A 14,790-nucleotide genomic window follows, 5' to 3' on the forward strand; every position below is an offset into this window, starting at 1 on the left:
ATAAATGCTAAGCCTTCACCGCCATTCACCTCAACATAGCGCCCTATTGCAACATACTGCCTGTATTTCATTCACCCCTGCTGGTGAGATTAAAGAGGCAAGCCCTCTATTTTTGAACGCTGTGGGCTACACGCTCGAGCAGGTTAAGGGACAGCATCACCGTATGTTTTGCTTTCCTGAAGAAACCAACCAGCCCGAATACGCCGCTTTTTGGGAAACACTCGCCGCAGGCTACAGCCAGCAAGGGCGCTTTCGGCGCTTAAACGCTGAAGGGAAAGAAATTTGGCTTGAAGCGACCTATATACCCATCAAAAACCGGCGTGGAAAAGTTATACAAATATTTAAAGTCGCTAGCGACGTTACAGACAAACATCAAAATGCGGCGCGTGAGCGAGCCATTCTTCAGGCTCTGAATAGCTCTATGGCAGTGATTGAATTCACTCCAGATGGGTATGTGCTGGATACAAACAGTAATTTTGAACAAACAATGGGCTACGCAGCTGAACAGATAAGAGGTGTTCATCACCGTCAATTTTGCCCTGATGCGTTTTACCAGCAGCACCCTGATTTTTGGGAGCAGTTAAGCCGTGGCGAACTGAAGCAGGGTAAATTCGAGCGCATTGATGCCCGTGGTAACACCATCTGGCTGGAAGCTACTTATAATCCAATCCACGATGAGCAAGGAAAAATCATCAAAGTAGTCAAATTTGCCACCGATATTACCCGCTCAATTCAAGCCTCAGAAGCAGCGCATGTCACGGTTAATACGGCGCAAACTTCATCAACACAGACTGAAAAAATAGCCCAGAGCGGCTTAATCCACCTCAAACAAATACTTGAGGATTCAGAACAAGCCACACACACGCTCAACGAGGCACAGAGCTTAATAGCAGCCCTTAATCAACAAGCTGATCAAATTAATAAAATCACCGCCTCAATTGCGCAAATTGCCAATCAGACCAATCTGTTGTCACTTAATGCGGCGGTAGAAGCAGCGCGAGCCGGCGAGCAAGGCCGCGGTTTTGCGGTGGTCGCGCATGAAGTACGCCGTTTAGCCAAGGGCTCCAGCGAAGCGGTTGAAGAAATTACCCGAGTGCTTAAAGACAACAGTGCATTGGTGGAACGCACTACGCATGCTATGCAGCAGGTGGTGGAACAGGGCAAATCGAGCCAAGCCAGCGTGGGCGAAATTGAGGTCATTGTGAATGAAATACTGATTGGTGCGCGCAGTGTGTCAACGTCTATTGAGCAGCTAGCGTTGGAATCTCCTCGCTGATCCAATAAAAAAGCCAGCACTGATGTACTGGCTTTTTTAGCTTATACCACGCTGTTAACGCAGGGGCGTTTTGCGCAAATAGGGCAGGATCGTTTCGTATTCGCCATATTTCTGTTTGGCGTCTTCATCAGAAACGCTAGGGGGAATAATGACGTCTTGCCCTACCATCCAGTCAGCCGGAGTGGCAACACCGTGCTTCGTGGTGGTTTGCAGTGCATCCAGGGCACGCAGAATTTCAGCAAAATTACGCCCCACGGTCATGGGGTATGTCATCGAGAGCTTCAACTGCTTATCCGGCCCGATAATAAATACCGAACGCACCGTGGCACTGTCTGCCGGCGTGCGGCCATCAGGTAAATAGGCATCTTCAGGCAGCATATCGAATAGCTTGGAAACAGTCAGGCTATCGTCGGCGATGATAGGAAAATCAACATCGCTGCCGGAGACGTTCTTAATGTCGGTGCCCCAGCGTTTGTGGTCTTCCACGCCATCTACCGATACACCAATCACCTTGGTGCCGCGTTTTTTCCACTCTTCGCTCAGGGTGGCAACAGCACCAAATTCCGTCGTACAGACCGGGGTAAAGTCTTTGGGGTGTGAAAATAGGATAGCCCAGCTATCGCCAATCCATTCGTGAAATTGAATCGGCCCCTGGCTAGTCTCCGCTTTAAAATCAGGCACGACTGCATTGATACGTAATGACATTGCTTTCCTCCTTATTGGACGTTGAACGCCCTAATACTTTATTTGTCTTTCAACGCCTTCACTATAGATCATTCAGTGCTAAGACAGCCAGTGGCAAGACAACGTTCACTCTGTATGGCCAAGCCCAGTATAAAGGCGTAAAACCCTAACGATAAAACGTACAACGGCGCCCTAAGGCGCCGTTGCATAACAATAAGCTGTAAAAGGATTACTCAGCCGCTTTGGCGTTTTTATCATCCCGCTTAACGCGCTTGATCCACTGCTGTTTCGCGTAGTGGCGCAAATTGGCTACATTGTCGGTCTCATCGACAATGTCCTGCCCCAGAATGGTTTCGATAATATCTTCAAGCGTAATCAAGCCGACAAAGGTGCCGTGCTCATCATAAACCACCCGCATATGCAGGTGATCTTTAAGCATCGAGGTAAACACCTGCTCTACATTATTTGAAACATCCACGCTACCAATCGGGTGCATCAGCTCACGCATCGTTTTGGCATCGTCTGCATGGTACATATCAGCTTTATGCACATAGCCAAACGCCTGCTCGCCGTTATCCATCACGGGAAAACGCGTAAACGGTGCTTTGCCATACTGCTCATCAAACGCGGAGACGGTCATATCAGGCAGCACCGTGACACACACGGTACGTGGCGTCATCGCTTTGCTCACCAGGATATCGTGCAAGTTGAGCATATTGATGATGGTGCGTGACTCATCCGCATCCAGCACGTTCTCCTCCAAGCCCACGCGCGCGAGGACTTTGATTTCATCGCGCAGGTCGACATCGTGCTCCGATTTACCCAAGCGACGGGTAATCTGCTCTGACATCCAGATAAAGGGTAGCAGACCCAGAATCATCGGTTTCAACAGGCGTGGCAGAAACGGCGATAAACCGCGCCAGTACGTTGCACCAATGGTCTTCGGAATAATTTCCGACAGGATCAAAATTGCCATTGTCATCACCGCCGAAACGATGGCAATAGAGGCTTCACCAAATACCACGGCCGCCTGAGCACCTACCGCCGTTGCCCCCACTGTATGGGCGATCGTATTGAGCGTCAAAATAGCCGCAAGTGGCCGGTCGATATTGGCTTTTAGCTGCGTAAGCGAGGCATGCAACTTAGGATTATCTTCTTTCTGCTTAGCAATATAGCTGGGTGTAATCGAAAGAAGCGCCGCTTCAAGGATGGAACATAAGAACGAGAACGCGATTGAAAGGGTAGCAATCGTGATTAAGAGGAACATGAGGGCCTAGGGTGATGGATTATTTCGCGTTTATAGGGGTAAGGCGGCCGAATGTCAATATCAGCTATCACCAAAGCAGTAGAAACCATCAGTTGGCCTCTTACACCGCCCCCATCGCGTGCGCCTTTCATAGTTAACTTTTGTTCACATTTGAATGGTTACAAACCTAGTGTAAAGAGAACTATATTATTAAAAATGAGTTAAGATTCATCAATAAGGATGCAGTTAATAAAAATTAATCTCGCTTGATGATAAAGCCTCTTTTCACTTAGGTGCCTCCCCTTGTGCCTGTGCTCCCAGTATTATTTAACTAAATACAGAGAAGGCAAAATGTACAATACCTTTTTTAACGCATCACTCTATAAAGCATTACTAAATCATACGGCCTGTATTTTCTTTACGCCACAAGGGGTTATCAAGCACGCTAGCCAATCGTTTTTAGAGGTAATGGGCTGTCGGCTACAGGAAATTAAAGGGCAACATCACCGTATTTTCTGCGATGCCGCCGAAACACAACGCCCAGAGTATCAAAAATTTTGGCTGTCGCTTGCCGCTGGTAAAAGCCACCATGGGCGCTTTCGCCGTTTTAAAGAAGATGGAGAAGAGGTGTGGCTTGAAGCAACCTACCTGCCAATATGCACGCGTATGGGTAAAGTAACTCAAATTCTTAAAATAGCGAATGAAGTTACTAAAAGCCATCAAGAAGCTAGACACCAAGATGCGCTGTTGCATGCCCTACACCGCTCCATGGCCGTGATTGAGTTTACGCCAGAAGGCGATATCTTGGATGTAAACCAAAACTTTGAAAAAGTAATGGGTTATCGCAAAGAGGCACTGATCGGCAAACATCACTCTATGTTTTGCCGACCTGATTTCTATCGCCAGCAGCCCCGATTTTGGCAGAGTCTTGCCAGTGGCGAATTCAACAAAGGCCGCTTTGAACGGGTAGATGCACAGGGCAAAACCGTATGGCTTGAAGCGACGTATAACCCTGTTGAGGATGAAGACGGTAATGTTATAGAAGTCGTTAAATTTGCCAGCAACATTACGCCACTGGTAGAAAAAGCCACCGCCACGACAGGTACGATAAGCTCAGCACAAAGCAGTACGTCGCAAATCGAGCAAACCGCTAAAGACAGCTTGAGCCACTTAGATGAGATGGTTAAAGGCGCAGAGCAGGCAGCGCAAACGCTAGCCCAAGCGCAAGAACTGATCGATGAACTGCATAAGCAGTCACAAAGTATTAATAAAATTACCGATTCGATTGCAAAAATTGCCAGTCAAACCAACCTGCTCTCGCTAAACGCCGCTGTAGAAGCCGCCCGCGCGGGCGAGCAGGGCCGCGGTTTTGCCGTTGTAGCCAATGAGGTACGTCAACTCGCCAAAGGGGCCACCGAGGCGGTAGCGCAAATAACCCAGGTACTTAAAGACAACAGCAGCTTGGTAGAACGTACGACCCAATCCATGCAGCAAGTGATTCAGCAGGGCAAAGCCAGCCAGTCCAGCGTTAGTGAGATTGATACCATTGTGAATAAAATTCTTCACGACGCACGCAATGTCGCTAACTCTATCGAACAACTCGCCGCCGATACGCATGTTTAGCCAGACCTATTTCATGCACAAGGAAGTGCACCCTTTACATAGGTACACCGGCTGCTAATGACGCCGGTGCGGATAAGTAAAGACAGCCTCGGTTCCCCACGCTAAGCCCTTAACGGCAACGCAACCCCGATAGCAACAAAGATACCGCCGCAGGTGCGGTTAAATCCGCGGCCAACGCGTTTTAGCCAGTGACGAATGCGGTTGGCCATATTGGCGAGTAAGCCTTCAACTAAACATTCAATCGCCACAAAGGTGCCTGCCAGCACGAAGAATTGCAGCATTAAACTGCCTTGTGGGTCGATAAACTGAGGTAGGAAGGCGCTGAAAAACAGTAGCACCTTGGGGTTGGTAATCGATGCCAGTACGCCTTGCCGATACAGGTGCCACCCGCTCGCTCGGCTTGCATTAATATCAATGTCGCCCGTAATTGGCGGCGAACGCCATACCTGAATACCCAACCAAATAAGATAGGCCCCGCCGACCCATTTCAGCACGGTCAGCCATACCACTGATGATTTAAGCAATGCACCAATTCCAAACATGCACAGGGCAATAATCAGCATAAACCCTGTCGCACCGCCAACAATGGTAAATAGGGTTTTACGGCTGCCATGCATGGCGCCGTGGGTCAGCGCTAACAGGCCGTTTGGCCCTGGCGAAAGCGATAGGCCAATGCAGGCGATCAGGTATAAAAGCCAAGTGTCCAGTAGCATGTTAATGCCTCACCCGTGGGAAAATGCGTGCGTGTTGCCAGCATGTCACCGTTGCTTGGCGTTTTCCATTCGTAAATGCACGCCAATAAAAACGCCTCCTGGGCGTATACCCAGGAGGCGTTCGGCTTCTTACTTTAATAACACGTTCGCGCGTCGCTGATGCGGTTACATAACGCTTAGGCGAAGACTTCCGTCCACTCGTTGCGCTTGGCCAGCAGGTTGCGGGCCAGTTCCTGGGCGCCTTCCAGGCTGTGGCTGGCGGCCCAGCCGCACTGCATTTCATTGCAGGCAGGCACTTCGGTAGCAACTAGCACATCGTTCAGCGTTTGTTCGATGATAGTGATTACGCCGTCGTAGTCGTCGTGATTGATCATCGCGATATAAAAGCCGGTTTGGCAGCCCATGGGGCTGATATCGACCACTTTATCGGTGTGATTGCGCGACAGCTCAGCCATTAAGTGCTCAAGGGAGTGCAGCGCTGGCATCTCCATGTGATCTTTATTGGGCTGGCAGATCCGCAGGTCGTACTTATGGATACGGTCGCCGTTCTGGCCTTCTTTGATGTCGGCTAAACGCACGTACGGGGCTTTTACCTTGGTGTGATCCAGGTTAAAGCTTTCGACGTTCATCTTTTTATCGGTCATGTTGGCTCCTTTTTGCTTAAACCTTTTCGCTTACACCTTGGGCGCGTCAAAATTCCATGGCTCATCGGTGTAAACGCACACGTTGGCATCTTCAATATCACCATCGGGCGACTCAACGTGCTTGGCGAAGAAGTCTTGAATCTCTTTACGCTGGCAGTGCGCTTCAAACTCTTCACGACTGGCCCAAATTTCATGAAATACGATCGGATAACCGGTGCCCTGGGCAAAGGGATTGTCGATCTGGCGCGTTACCGTGTAGTGAATGCAAGCATCTTCCCGGTGCGTATTCGGCTCTAGGGTCTGAAGTGCTTTAAATACGGCTTCTTCCTTGCCTGGTTTGGGCTTAAAGCCGGCAACACAGTAAATTTTTTCTGACATGCTCATATCCTAAGTCGTTAAGCGTGCGTCATTATGCGGCTTGTCTACGCAGGTTCACAACCTAGCGAATAATGCGTTCGGCCAATGCGCCTAAATCAGTGACCGTCATATCGGGCTCAATGCCCCAGGGGTCAAAAGGCGCATCGGAATTACGCCGTATCCAGGCGCTGCGTAACCCGGCGTGGGTGGCGCCAATCACATCAAAGGGATTGCTGGAAATTAGCCAGGTGTGTTCTGGGCGGGTTTCCAGGCGGCTACGCAGATGGGAATACACGGCGGGGTCCGGCTTGAAGCGCTTGACTTCATCCGCGCTAATGACGTCATCCATATGGCTCTCAACGCCCGCACGCGTCAGTAGCGTCGAGACGGCATCGGCAGTGCCATTCGAAAACGCCACACAGCGGATGCCCGCATCGCGCAGCTGATCCAAGGCGGGCACGACATCGTCAAACGCAGGTAGCTCACCATACACCGCCATCAAGTGATCGTGATCGTTATCGGAAAGGCCGGTTTGTAGCGCCCGGTCGATAAAGACCAGCGCTTCGCGGGTACATTCAGAAAAAGGCACATAGGCGCCCATCAGGCCGTGGCGGAAGCTGTATTCAAGCTGCTTCTCCCGCCAGCGGCGGGCAAATTCGCCTGCTTTGGAAGCATCGGCCAAGCGTCGTTCCAGCTCAACGGTCACTCCCTGGGTATCAATCAGCGTGCCGTAAACATCGAAGGCTAATACCGGCTGCATCGTGGGCCTCTCCTTTACTATCAATTGGCTAACAACTGTATTCAGCATAGTCGTGGCCTACAAAAACAAAAGCGCCGCTGCACAGGCAGCGGCGCTCAAAAGGCTAAAACAGGTGATTAAACTGTAAAGGCAGCCTCCTGCTGGCCAGTTTTAAGGTCGCCGGAGCGCACTAGTTCATCAGTTACGCGGTCGATGGCGCGTTTGGCGCGGCCAATCATTTCGTCCACTTCACCCCGGTTAATGGTCAGCGGCGGTGCAAAGCCGAGAATGTCGCCTTGGGGCATGGCGCGGGCAATCAGGTTCTCTTCCATCGCGGCTGCTGCAACACGCGGGCCGACTTTCAGCGCTGGGTCGAAGTGCAGGCGCTGCTTGGCGTCTGGCGAGAACTCCAGCGCCGCCATCAGGCCTACACCGCGCACGTCGCCCAATAGCGGATGACCTTCAAAGTTAGCTTTTAGCTGCTGCTGGAAGTAGGCACCGGTTTCCGACGCGTTACCCACCAGGTTTTCACGCTCAATGATATCCAGGTTAGCAAGCCCTGCCGCACAGCCCAGCGCATGGCCTGAGTAAGTCCAGCCGTGGCCGATGGGGCCGTATTCGCCGGTGCCTTGCTCAAGCACTTGCCACACTTTCTCACCGACAATCACGCCGGAAAGCGGTTGGTAAGCACTGGTTAAGCCTTTGGCGATGGTGACCAGGTCAGGCTTCATGTTGTAGTGATGGCTGCCGAAATCAGAACCGGTACGGCCAAAGCCACACACCACTTCATCGGCAATCAGCAGCACGTCATACTTCGCCAGCACGGCTTGGATGGCATCCCAGTAGCCTTCCGGCGGCGGTACGATACCGCCCGTACCCAGCACGGGCTCGCCGATAAAGGCGGCGACGGTATCCGGGCCTTCTTCCAAAATCATCGCTTCGAGTTTCTCGGCGCAATAGGCAGAGAACTCAAGCTCGGTCATGCCGTGCTGCTCAGCGGCGCGCAGGTAATAGTGCGGAGCTTCGGTATGGCGAATGGTGTCAATCGGCAGATCGAAGTGATCGTGGAACGCTTTCAGACCGGTCAGCGAGCCAGAGGCGATACCGGAACCGTGGTAACCACGCATACGCGAGATGACCTTTTTCTTCAGCGGGCGACCCAGTACGTTATTGTAGTAGCGCACGATCTTGAGCTGGGTTTCGTTGGCGTCTGAACCGGACATGCCATAGTAGACCTTGGACATGTTCATGCCAGCGATCTTCAGAATACGCTCGGAAAGCTCGATCTGCGGCTCGTTAGAGTGGCCTACGTAGGTATGGTAGTAGGAGAGCTCTAGCGCTTGCTTGTAGATTGCCTCAGCGACTTCGGTGCGGCCATAGCCGATGTTGACGCAGTAAAGCCCGGCAAAGCCGTCGATAAATTCACGACCATCCTTATCCACGATGTTGATGCCTTTACCGCCGGTAATCACGCGGCCCGGCAGGTCGCCGTGGGCGAAATCACGCAGGTGGGTAGAGGCGTGGAAAGTGACTTTACGATCGCGTTCGATCAAATCCTGATGCAAGCTCATAGCGTTCTCTCTGTACGGTAAACCTCCCCGCATTGCGGGGAGGATGTTTTAAATTATTGTCAACTTGGCGATTAGCTGCCTGAGACTGAACCCAGCGCACCCAGGCAGTAATATTTCGTTTCCAGATATTCATCAATACCGGTGGCGCCACCTTCACGGCCAAGGCCGGACTGCTTCACGCCGCCAAAGGGTACCGGCGGGCCGGTCATTTTGACGGAGTTAACGCTGACCATGCCGTATTCCAGTGCGCGCATCAGCTTCCAGATACGGCGGATATCGTGGGTGTAGATGTACGCGGCCAAGCCGTACTCGGTGTCGTTGGCCATTTCGATCACTTCGTCATCGGTGCTGTAAGCGGTAATCCCGGCTACCGGAGCGAAGTTCTCTTCCCGCCATACCTTCATTTTTGGCGTTACGCCGGTCAGCATCACCGGCATAAAGAAGTTCTCACCGGGCGCCTGGCTTTGGTCTCCGCCAATCATCTTGGCGCCTTTGGAAATGGCGTCATCGACAATAGCCGCCGCTTTTTCCACCGCCTGACGGTGAATCAGCGGGCCCAGGTCAATTTCACCCTGAAGGCCATTCCCCACGGTGAGTGCCGCCATGCGCTCGGCGAACTGCTCGACGAACTCATCATGAATGGATTCGTGTACCAAAATTCGGTTGGCGGCTAGGCAGTCCTGCCCGGCGGTTTGGAACTTGGCATCGACTGCTGCGTAGGCGGCCTGCTTCGGGTCCATATCCGGCCCAACGATAAACGGCGCGTTGCCACCCAACTCCAAAGAGAGTCGCTTAACGGTATTAGCACTCTGCTCGATCAGCAAGCGGCCCACGCGGGTGGAGCCGGTGAAGGAGAGCGCACGAATACGCGACTCGCCGCAAAGAATTTTTGAGACTTCCGCCGGGTCGCCCAGCACGACGTTGAAAATCCCTGCCGGAATCCCTGCCCGCTCGGCAAGCTCCGCCAGCGCCAGCGCCGAGAATGGCGTTTCGTTGGCAGGCTTCACAATCACCGGGCAACCCGCTGCCAGTGCTGCGGCGGCCTTGCGGGTGATCATCGCCAGCGGGAAGTTCCACGGCGTAATCATCGCGGCAATGCCGACCGGCTCTTTAATGGTGCCGAGTGACGCATTCGGGATATGACTGGGAATAGTTTCGCCGTAGGTACGCTTGCCCTCTTCCGCGAACCAGCGTACGAAGCTGGCACCGTACTCGACTTCGCCACGAGCATCGGGCAGTGGCTTGCCCTGCTCCAGCGTCATGATGGTGGCGAGGTCTTCACGGTTGGCTTGAATCAGGTCGTACCAGGCCAGCAAACGCTCGCAGCGTTCATCAGCGCGCAGTGCCCGCCAGTGTACAAACGCCGCCTCTGCAGCATCCACAGCGGCAGTGATCTGCTCGGCTTCCAGCAACGGGATATGGCCAATGGCTTCATTGGTGGCGGGGTCATAAACCGCTTCTTCGCGACCGCCTTCCCCATGGGTCCATTTACCGTTCACGTAGGCGTACTGCCGAAACAGACGCGGATCTTCCAGGCGCTTGGCAAGCGTGGTCGATAGTGTGGTCATGGAAACCTCCCTCAAATGCAGTCTGGCTAACCGAGCGCTGCAATAACTGTGTGGCATTGTCAGCAAGCGCTCATTAGCCTTGCCATCGAATGCACATAGGTTAACGGAGAGGCACCACGAAGTGTTTTTGAAAACCGAGGCTTATCACGCAACTTTTTTTGTCAGAGGGCATTTGGCAGTGGTTTTTTTTGGTGCAGCATTCATTTAACGCTTTGTGACGACAGCGCGCCTCGGACAGAAAAATTAAACAATTGTTGCGAATAAATATTTCAGCCCCACACAGGTAATTTCTCGGTTAAGCTTGGTTTCTCTTTATTAAAATTAGCCAGCAAGCTATAGCAGTGTGATGGAGTCATTGTTTGTAAAACTGTTTGAAGAACTTTGAGAGGGTGTCCGTGTTTCGACTTTCTTATTACCAGCAGCTCTCACAATGTATCGGCACCATGTCGGTACGGCATAAGTACGATATCGACCGCCACGATGTGCGTCTTCGGTCACTGCATTTGCACACTTCACTACTGGCACTGTTCTATTTTTCTTACACGCTGGTCGATATTTTCTTGCTACCCGATGTCGCTATCCGCTCGTTGTTACTGCGCACCCTCATCGTTGGCCCGCCCACTATCATGCTCTTTGCTTATTTCAAGCGCCCTGTTTCGGTAATCCCCCCATTTATAACCGAAGCGATAAGTAGAGTTGGTTAGGCCGCCATGGCCACCTTCTGTTTCGGTGTTATCCCACCCAATGCCATGTTCGGTCGCTCGTGGTTGTACGTCCAGAGCCAGCGTGTGGCAAAATCCTGTACTTCAGCGATCGAGTCGAAAAGATAATGGCTCAACCAATCATAACGGACTGTTCGGTTGTAGCGTTCAACATAAGCATTCTGCTGCGGATTCCCCGGCTGGATATATCGAAGTTCAATGCCTTCCTGCCTTGCCCAGGTAACGAGCTTACCGCTGATGTATTCCGGGCCGTTGTCACAGCGAATGGCTTTTGGCTTGCCGCGCCATTCGATCAACTGCGTGAGAGAGCGTATTACGCGCTCTGCCGGCAGCGAGAAGTCTGCATCGATGATCAGACCTTCCCGGTTGTAGTCATCGAGCACGTTGAACAATCGATACGTTCGGCCGTCTGCCAACTGGTCGTGCATGAAGTCCATAGACCAACAGCCGTTCAGAACCTGCGGTACCGACAAGGGTTCCGGCTTTTTCCGCACCAGTCGCTTCTTGGGCTTGATCCGCAGGTTAAGCTCCAGCTCCCGGTAAATCCGGTAGATGCGCTTATGGTTCCAGCCGAAGCCCTTCACGTTGCGCAGATACAGGTAACACAGCCCAAACCCCCAGTTACGCTGGTTATGGGTTAAACGCACCAGCCAGTCGGCAATCACCGCGTTCTCATGGCTCAGCTTTGCCCGGTAGCGATAACAGGTCTCACTGATACCAAAGGCCACACAGGCCAGCCGTACACTGCAGCGATCGGCATCAACTGCATTTTTTGCCATCTCTCGGCGTTGAGATGGCTTTACCACTTTCCCTCAAGGGCCTCCTGGCGAAGCTCGGATTTCAAGCGCTCTTCGGCGTACATCTTCTTGAGTCGACGGTTTTCGTCTTCCAGGTCCTTGAGGCGCTTCATCATGGACGCGTCCATACCGCCATACTTCGAACGCCATTTATAAAACGTGGCACTGCTCATACCGTGCTCGCGGCAAAGTTCAGGAACCGGCACGCCAGATTCGGCTTGCTTCAGAATCGCCATGATCTGGCTGTCGGTAAAACGTGATTTTCGCATGTGGAATCTCCTGTCTGTTCAGAGTACAAAATTCCACTTATCACCGCGATTATTTTTCGGGGGGATTACCTTTCTATACGCCGAAAAGAGCTGGCGGCCGTGTTGGTGGTATGCATTGCTACCGTGGTTTGGTGTGCCGTACTGCTTGGTTCCGAGAATCCGCACGTCTTGGGCTACTTTTACGCGGGGCTGGTGTTTCTTATGGTGTTAACCATTGTCCTCATGCCGGCTTTTGAATACAGCTTCTACGGCTCACTGTTTGTCTTCGCGTGCCTGTATGCCACGATAGGTTTTTTAGCTGGGGCCGACAGCAGCTATGTAGTGAACCATTTGGCGCTTAGTGTCCCTGTGCTGGTATTAACGTTATTAGCCAATTACCGTTTTTGTGCAGAGTCCCTGCGGCTCTACTTGGAAAAGGTGAGTGTCGAAACGCTGCGCGAAGAGCTAGCCGCACGCAATGCCGAGCTTGAAAGAATTTCCCATGTGGATCCGTTAACAGGGCTTGCCAATCGTCGAGCTCTCGACCGCCACGCCGCAGAGCTTCAGCAACAGCCCCCCAGGCAAAGCTACATTGCAGTTATTATTGTCGATGTGGACTATTTCAAAACCTTTAACGACTACTATGGCCACTCCGAAGGGGATCGCTGTCTGCGCGCCGTTGCCAGCGCGATTCGCACCGCCTGCGACGCGGATGATATCGTGTGCCGTTTTGGGGGCGAAGAGTTCCTAATTTTACGTTCAGAATATAGCCCAAGACCGCGCTGCGCCCTTGCTCTAGCGGAAAACATTCGCCATCAAGTCGCCAATTTGGCTATTCCCCATCAGACCACCCAGGAGGGTAAAGTAACTGTAAGCGTAGGGGTATGTACCGGGCCATTCGACCCTGAAACAGAACTCGAAAGCTTGATAAAAGCGGCCGATATTGCGCTTTATGAAGCCAAACGCGAGGGGCGCAACCGGGTGCGCTTCGGCTCATATGCGACGGGTAGCGCCCTTCCTCAGTTTCCGGTTTATCTCTTTAATGCAGTTAACGCGAAGTAGCTTGCCGCCTAAACCTCGGTATCAATACCGATCGGCACACGCTTGACGGTTTTGGTGACGATATAGGTGAAGTAGCGCTCGATACCGGCTTCGGACACCAGCCACTTATCCATCAGGCGCTGGTAGCTATCGATCGTACGCGCTTCAAACTTCACCAGATAATCGACGCCGCCCCCCACTGCCACGCACTCGGTGACTTCGGGAGTTTGCATCACTAATGCCTCAAAACGAGAGAAGCTTTCGGCATTGTGTTGCTTAAGTTCGATCTGCACCCAGACGGGATTGCGCGGCACCAGCACGTCTGCATTGATACGTGCGGTGTAGCCTTCGATAACACCGGCCTTTTCCAGGCGCTTTACCCGCTCCCAGCAGGGGCTGACCGATAGGTTGATCGCCTCGGCCAGCTTAGATTTAGTGATCCGCCCATCGCGGGAGAGGATATCGAGGATTTTCAGATCGTAACGGTCAAGTTTCATCATGCCGGGGGTTACGCCTCCAGGCGTTCGACAACATCGGCAATCACCGCCAGGGTGTCCCCCATATTGATGAGCGAGGGCGCACGGCGAGCCATTAAGATGCCATCGCGCTCGGCTTTGTAGGCCACTGGTGCAGTGCCACTGCGAGTCATGTCATACACATAGGCAATCGTCTGGCCTTTTTTCACCTCGTCGCCCAGCGCCACCAGCAGCTCCAACACGCCGGAGTGCTGACTCTGCACATAGCAGCTAGCGTCGGGCATATCGAGATACATCTGCCCGCCTGCGGGCATTTCGACTTCGCCTTTGACTAGCCCGTAGTGAATCAGGAAATTGCGCACGCCGCGTTCGGCAATCGCAATGCTCAGGGGCGTCGACGTGCCGCCGCCGCCAAGCTCTGTGGCCACAAACACTTTGCCCTGGCGCTCGCAGGCGGTATCGAAGAGCTTTTCCGCATCCAGCTCAAACATCACCATGGCGTAGGGGGCGCCGAACGCTTTGGCGCCTTCCAGAGCGGACTGCTGCTGCGCTTTGTTATCCAGTACGTGAGACGCACCAAACGGCAGAATATCCAGCGTACGGCCGCCAGAGTGCAGATCAAGTACCACATCACTCATCGGCACCAGCACACGGGTAAAATAGTCGGCAATCTGCGGCGTGACACTGCCGTTAGGGTCGCCGGGGAAACTGCGGTTGAGGTTGCCCTTATCCATCGGCGAAGTGCGCTTGCCCGCCATAACGGCTGGGGTGTTCATGCATGGGACGATAATCACCCGCCCTGTCACGTCTTCCGCTTTAAGCGTCGAAGAGAGCTTCAGCAGCGAGGTGATGCCTTCGTACTCATCGCCGTGGTTGCCGCCGGTCAGCAGCGCCGTGGGGCCGTCGCCGTTCTTGACCACGGTCACCGGAATCATCACCGCGCCCCAGGCGGATTCGTCTGTAGAGATGGGCAGTTTTAAAAAGCCGTGCTGCACGCCATCGGCATCAAAATCAACGGTGGCGGAAATGGGGCTTGGCCGCAATTGGTTCGCTTGATCAGTCATTGGATATTCCTTTTTTACAAA

15 protein-coding genes are annotated in these 14,790 nt (G+C 52.8%); 4 read left to right on the forward strand and 11 right to left on the reverse strand.

Annotated features, from left to right (window positions below):
- Nucleotides 1-4 precede the first annotated feature (4 nt).
- Nucleotides 5-1,276 (forward strand): PAS domain-containing methyl-accepting chemotaxis protein, encoded by a 1,272-nt coding sequence (locus tag Q3Y66_RS14825; RefSeq protein ID WP_008956300.1) that lies wholly within the window; start codon nt 5-7, stop codon nt 1,274-1,276.
- A gap of 54 nt (nt 1,277-1,330) precedes the next feature.
- On the opposite strand, the gene Q3Y66_RS14830 is transcribed toward Q3Y66_RS14825, so the two are convergent.
- Together Q3Y66_RS14830 and Q3Y66_RS14835 are read right to left on the reverse strand one after the other, a co-directional pair.
- Nucleotides 1,331-1,981 carry a peroxiredoxin gene (locus Q3Y66_RS14830; RefSeq protein ID WP_008956299.1) on the reverse strand — a complete coding sequence of 217 codons (651 nt, stop codon included), beginning with the start codon at nt 1,979-1,981 and terminating at the stop codon, nt 1,331-1,333.
- Nucleotides 1,982-2,189: 208 nt separating this feature from the next.
- On the reverse strand, nt 2,190-3,227 hold the full coding sequence (locus Q3Y66_RS14835) for a CNNM domain-containing protein (RefSeq protein ID WP_008956298.1): 1,038 nt from the start codon (nt 3,225-3,227) through the stop codon (nt 2,190-2,192).
- Nucleotides 3,228-3,557: 330 nt separating this feature from the next.
- Here Q3Y66_RS14835 and Q3Y66_RS14840 point away from each other — a divergent pair, with 330 nt between their 5' ends.
- Nucleotides 3,558-4,829 (forward strand): PAS domain-containing methyl-accepting chemotaxis protein, encoded by a 1,272-nt coding sequence (locus Q3Y66_RS14840; protein WP_008956297.1) that lies wholly within the window; start codon nt 3,558-3,560, stop codon nt 4,827-4,829.
- 101 nt (nt 4,830-4,930) lie between these two features.
- Here the strand turns inward: Q3Y66_RS14840 and Q3Y66_RS14845 are convergent, their stop codons facing one another.
- The 6 genes from Q3Y66_RS14845 to Q3Y66_RS14870 form a co-directional block, all read right to left on the reverse strand.
- A complete protein-coding gene (locus Q3Y66_RS14845) occupies nt 4,931-5,542 on the reverse strand; it encodes a LysE family translocator (RefSeq protein WP_008956296.1) in 612 nt (203 codons plus the stop codon).
- A gap of 176 nt (nt 5,543-5,718) precedes the next feature.
- Entirely contained in the window at nt 5,719-6,186 is a 468-nt protein-coding gene (locus Q3Y66_RS14850) for an S-ribosylhomocysteine lyase (RefSeq protein WP_008956295.1), read from the reverse strand.
- Between the two features lie 30 nt (nt 6,187-6,216).
- The gene (locus Q3Y66_RS14855) at nt 6,217-6,564 is read right to left on the reverse strand and encodes a putative quinol monooxygenase (RefSeq protein ID WP_008956294.1); all 348 of its coding nucleotides are present in this window, start codon (nt 6,562-6,564) and stop codon (nt 6,217-6,219) included.
- Between the two features lie 61 nt (nt 6,565-6,625).
- Complete coding sequence (locus Q3Y66_RS14860) at nt 6,626-7,303, reverse strand: haloacid dehalogenase type II (RefSeq protein WP_008956293.1); 678 nt, start codon at nt 7,301-7,303, stop codon at nt 6,626-6,628.
- 116 nt (nt 7,304-7,419) lie between these two features.
- Nucleotides 7,420-8,853: an aspartate aminotransferase family protein gene (locus Q3Y66_RS14865; protein WP_008956292.1), complete on the reverse strand. Its 1,434-nt coding sequence runs from the start codon at nt 8,851-8,853 to the stop codon at nt 7,420-7,422.
- A 71-nt stretch (nt 8,854-8,924) separates the two neighbouring features.
- On the reverse strand, nt 8,925-10,421 hold the full coding sequence (locus Q3Y66_RS14870; RefSeq protein WP_008956291.1) for an NAD-dependent succinate-semialdehyde dehydrogenase: 1,497 nt from the start codon (nt 10,419-10,421) through the stop codon (nt 8,925-8,927).
- A gap of 395 nt (nt 10,422-10,816) precedes the next feature.
- On the opposite strand from Q3Y66_RS14870, the gene Q3Y66_RS14875 reads away from it, so the two are divergent.
- Entirely contained in the window at nt 10,817-11,125 is a 309-nt protein-coding gene (locus tag Q3Y66_RS14875; RefSeq protein ID WP_303319499.1) for a hypothetical protein, read from the forward strand.
- On the opposite strand, the gene Q3Y66_RS14880 is transcribed toward Q3Y66_RS14875, so the two are convergent.
- Nucleotides 11,122-12,209, reverse strand: a protein-coding gene (locus Q3Y66_RS14880) for an IS3 family transposase (RefSeq protein ID WP_085942797.1) whose coding sequence is annotated in 2 segments (ribosomal slippage) — nt 11,122-11,954 and nt 11,954-12,209 — 1,089 coding nt in all. Because the reading frame shifts where the segments join, the coding sequence is not laid out codon by codon here. The two genes, Q3Y66_RS14875 and Q3Y66_RS14880, sit on opposite strands and share 4 nt — an antisense overlap.
- 99 nt (nt 12,210-12,308) lie before the next feature.
- On the opposite strand from Q3Y66_RS14880, the gene Q3Y66_RS14885 reads away from it, so the two are divergent.
- Nucleotides 12,309-13,250 carry a diguanylate cyclase gene (locus Q3Y66_RS14885; RefSeq protein WP_303319500.1) on the forward strand — a complete coding sequence of 314 codons (942 nt, stop codon included), beginning with the start codon at nt 12,309-12,311 and terminating at the stop codon, nt 13,248-13,250.
- Nucleotides 13,251-13,258: 8 nt separating this feature from the next.
- Here the strand turns inward: Q3Y66_RS14885 and Q3Y66_RS14890 are convergent, their stop codons facing one another.
- On the reverse strand, nt 13,259-13,729 hold the full coding sequence (locus Q3Y66_RS14890; protein ID WP_008956062.1) for an Lrp/AsnC family transcriptional regulator: 471 nt from the start codon (nt 13,727-13,729) through the stop codon (nt 13,259-13,261).
- A gap of 8 nt (nt 13,730-13,737) precedes the next feature.
- The gene (gene doeB, locus Q3Y66_RS14895) at nt 13,738-14,769 is read right to left on the reverse strand and encodes a N(2)-acetyl-L-2,4-diaminobutanoate deacetylase DoeB (RefSeq protein ID WP_008956061.1); all 1,032 of its coding nucleotides are present in this window, start codon (nt 14,767-14,769) and stop codon (nt 13,738-13,740) included.
- Nucleotides 14,770-14,790 lie beyond the last annotated feature (21 nt).

The organism is Halomonas sp. HAL1 (genome assembly GCF_030544485.1).
GTDB lineage: Bacteria > Pseudomonadota > Gammaproteobacteria > Pseudomonadales > Halomonadaceae > Vreelandella > Vreelandella arctica.

What these genes read in the sequence shown, in the direction of transcription:
- Q3Y66_RS14825 (WP_008956300.1), top strand. Translation starts at nt 5, where the DNA reads ATGCTAAGCCTTCACCGCCATTCACCTCAACATAGCGCCCTATTGCAA.
- Q3Y66_RS14830 (WP_008956299.1), bottom strand. Translation starts at nt 1,981, where the DNA reads ATGTCATTACGTATCAATGCAGTCGTGCCTGATTTTAAAGCGGAGACT.
- Q3Y66_RS14835 (WP_008956298.1), bottom strand. Translation starts at nt 3,227, where the DNA reads ATGTTCCTCTTAATCACGATTGCTACCCTTTCAATCGCGTTCTCGTTC.
- Q3Y66_RS14840 (WP_008956297.1), top strand. Translation starts at nt 3,558, where the DNA reads ATGTACAATACCTTTTTTAACGCATCACTCTATAAAGCATTACTAAAT.
- Q3Y66_RS14845 (WP_008956296.1), bottom strand. Translation starts at nt 5,542, where the DNA reads ATGCTACTGGACACTTGGCTTTTATACCTGATCGCCTGCATTGGCCTA.
- Q3Y66_RS14850 (WP_008956295.1), bottom strand. Translation starts at nt 6,186, where the DNA reads ATGACCGATAAAAAGATGAACGTCGAAAGCTTTAACCTGGATCACACC.
- Q3Y66_RS14855 (WP_008956294.1), bottom strand. Translation starts at nt 6,564, where the DNA reads ATGTCAGAAAAAATTTACTGTGTTGCCGGCTTTAAGCCCAAACCAGGC.
- Q3Y66_RS14860 (WP_008956293.1), bottom strand. Translation starts at nt 7,303, where the DNA reads ATGCAGCCGGTATTAGCCTTCGATGTTTACGGCACGCTGATTGATACC.
- Q3Y66_RS14865 (WP_008956292.1), bottom strand. Translation starts at nt 8,853, where the DNA reads ATGAGCTTGCATCAGGATTTGATCGAACGCGATCGTAAAGTCACTTTC.
- Q3Y66_RS14870 (WP_008956291.1), bottom strand. Translation starts at nt 10,421, where the DNA reads ATGACCACACTATCGACCACGCTTGCCAAGCGCCTGGAAGATCCGCGT.
- Q3Y66_RS14890 (WP_008956062.1), bottom strand. Translation starts at nt 13,729, where the DNA reads ATGATGAAACTTGACCGTTACGATCTGAAAATCCTCGATATCCTCTCC.
- doeB (WP_008956061.1), bottom strand. Translation starts at nt 14,769, where the DNA reads ATGACTGATCAAGCGAACCAATTGCGGCCAAGCCCCATTTCCGCCACC.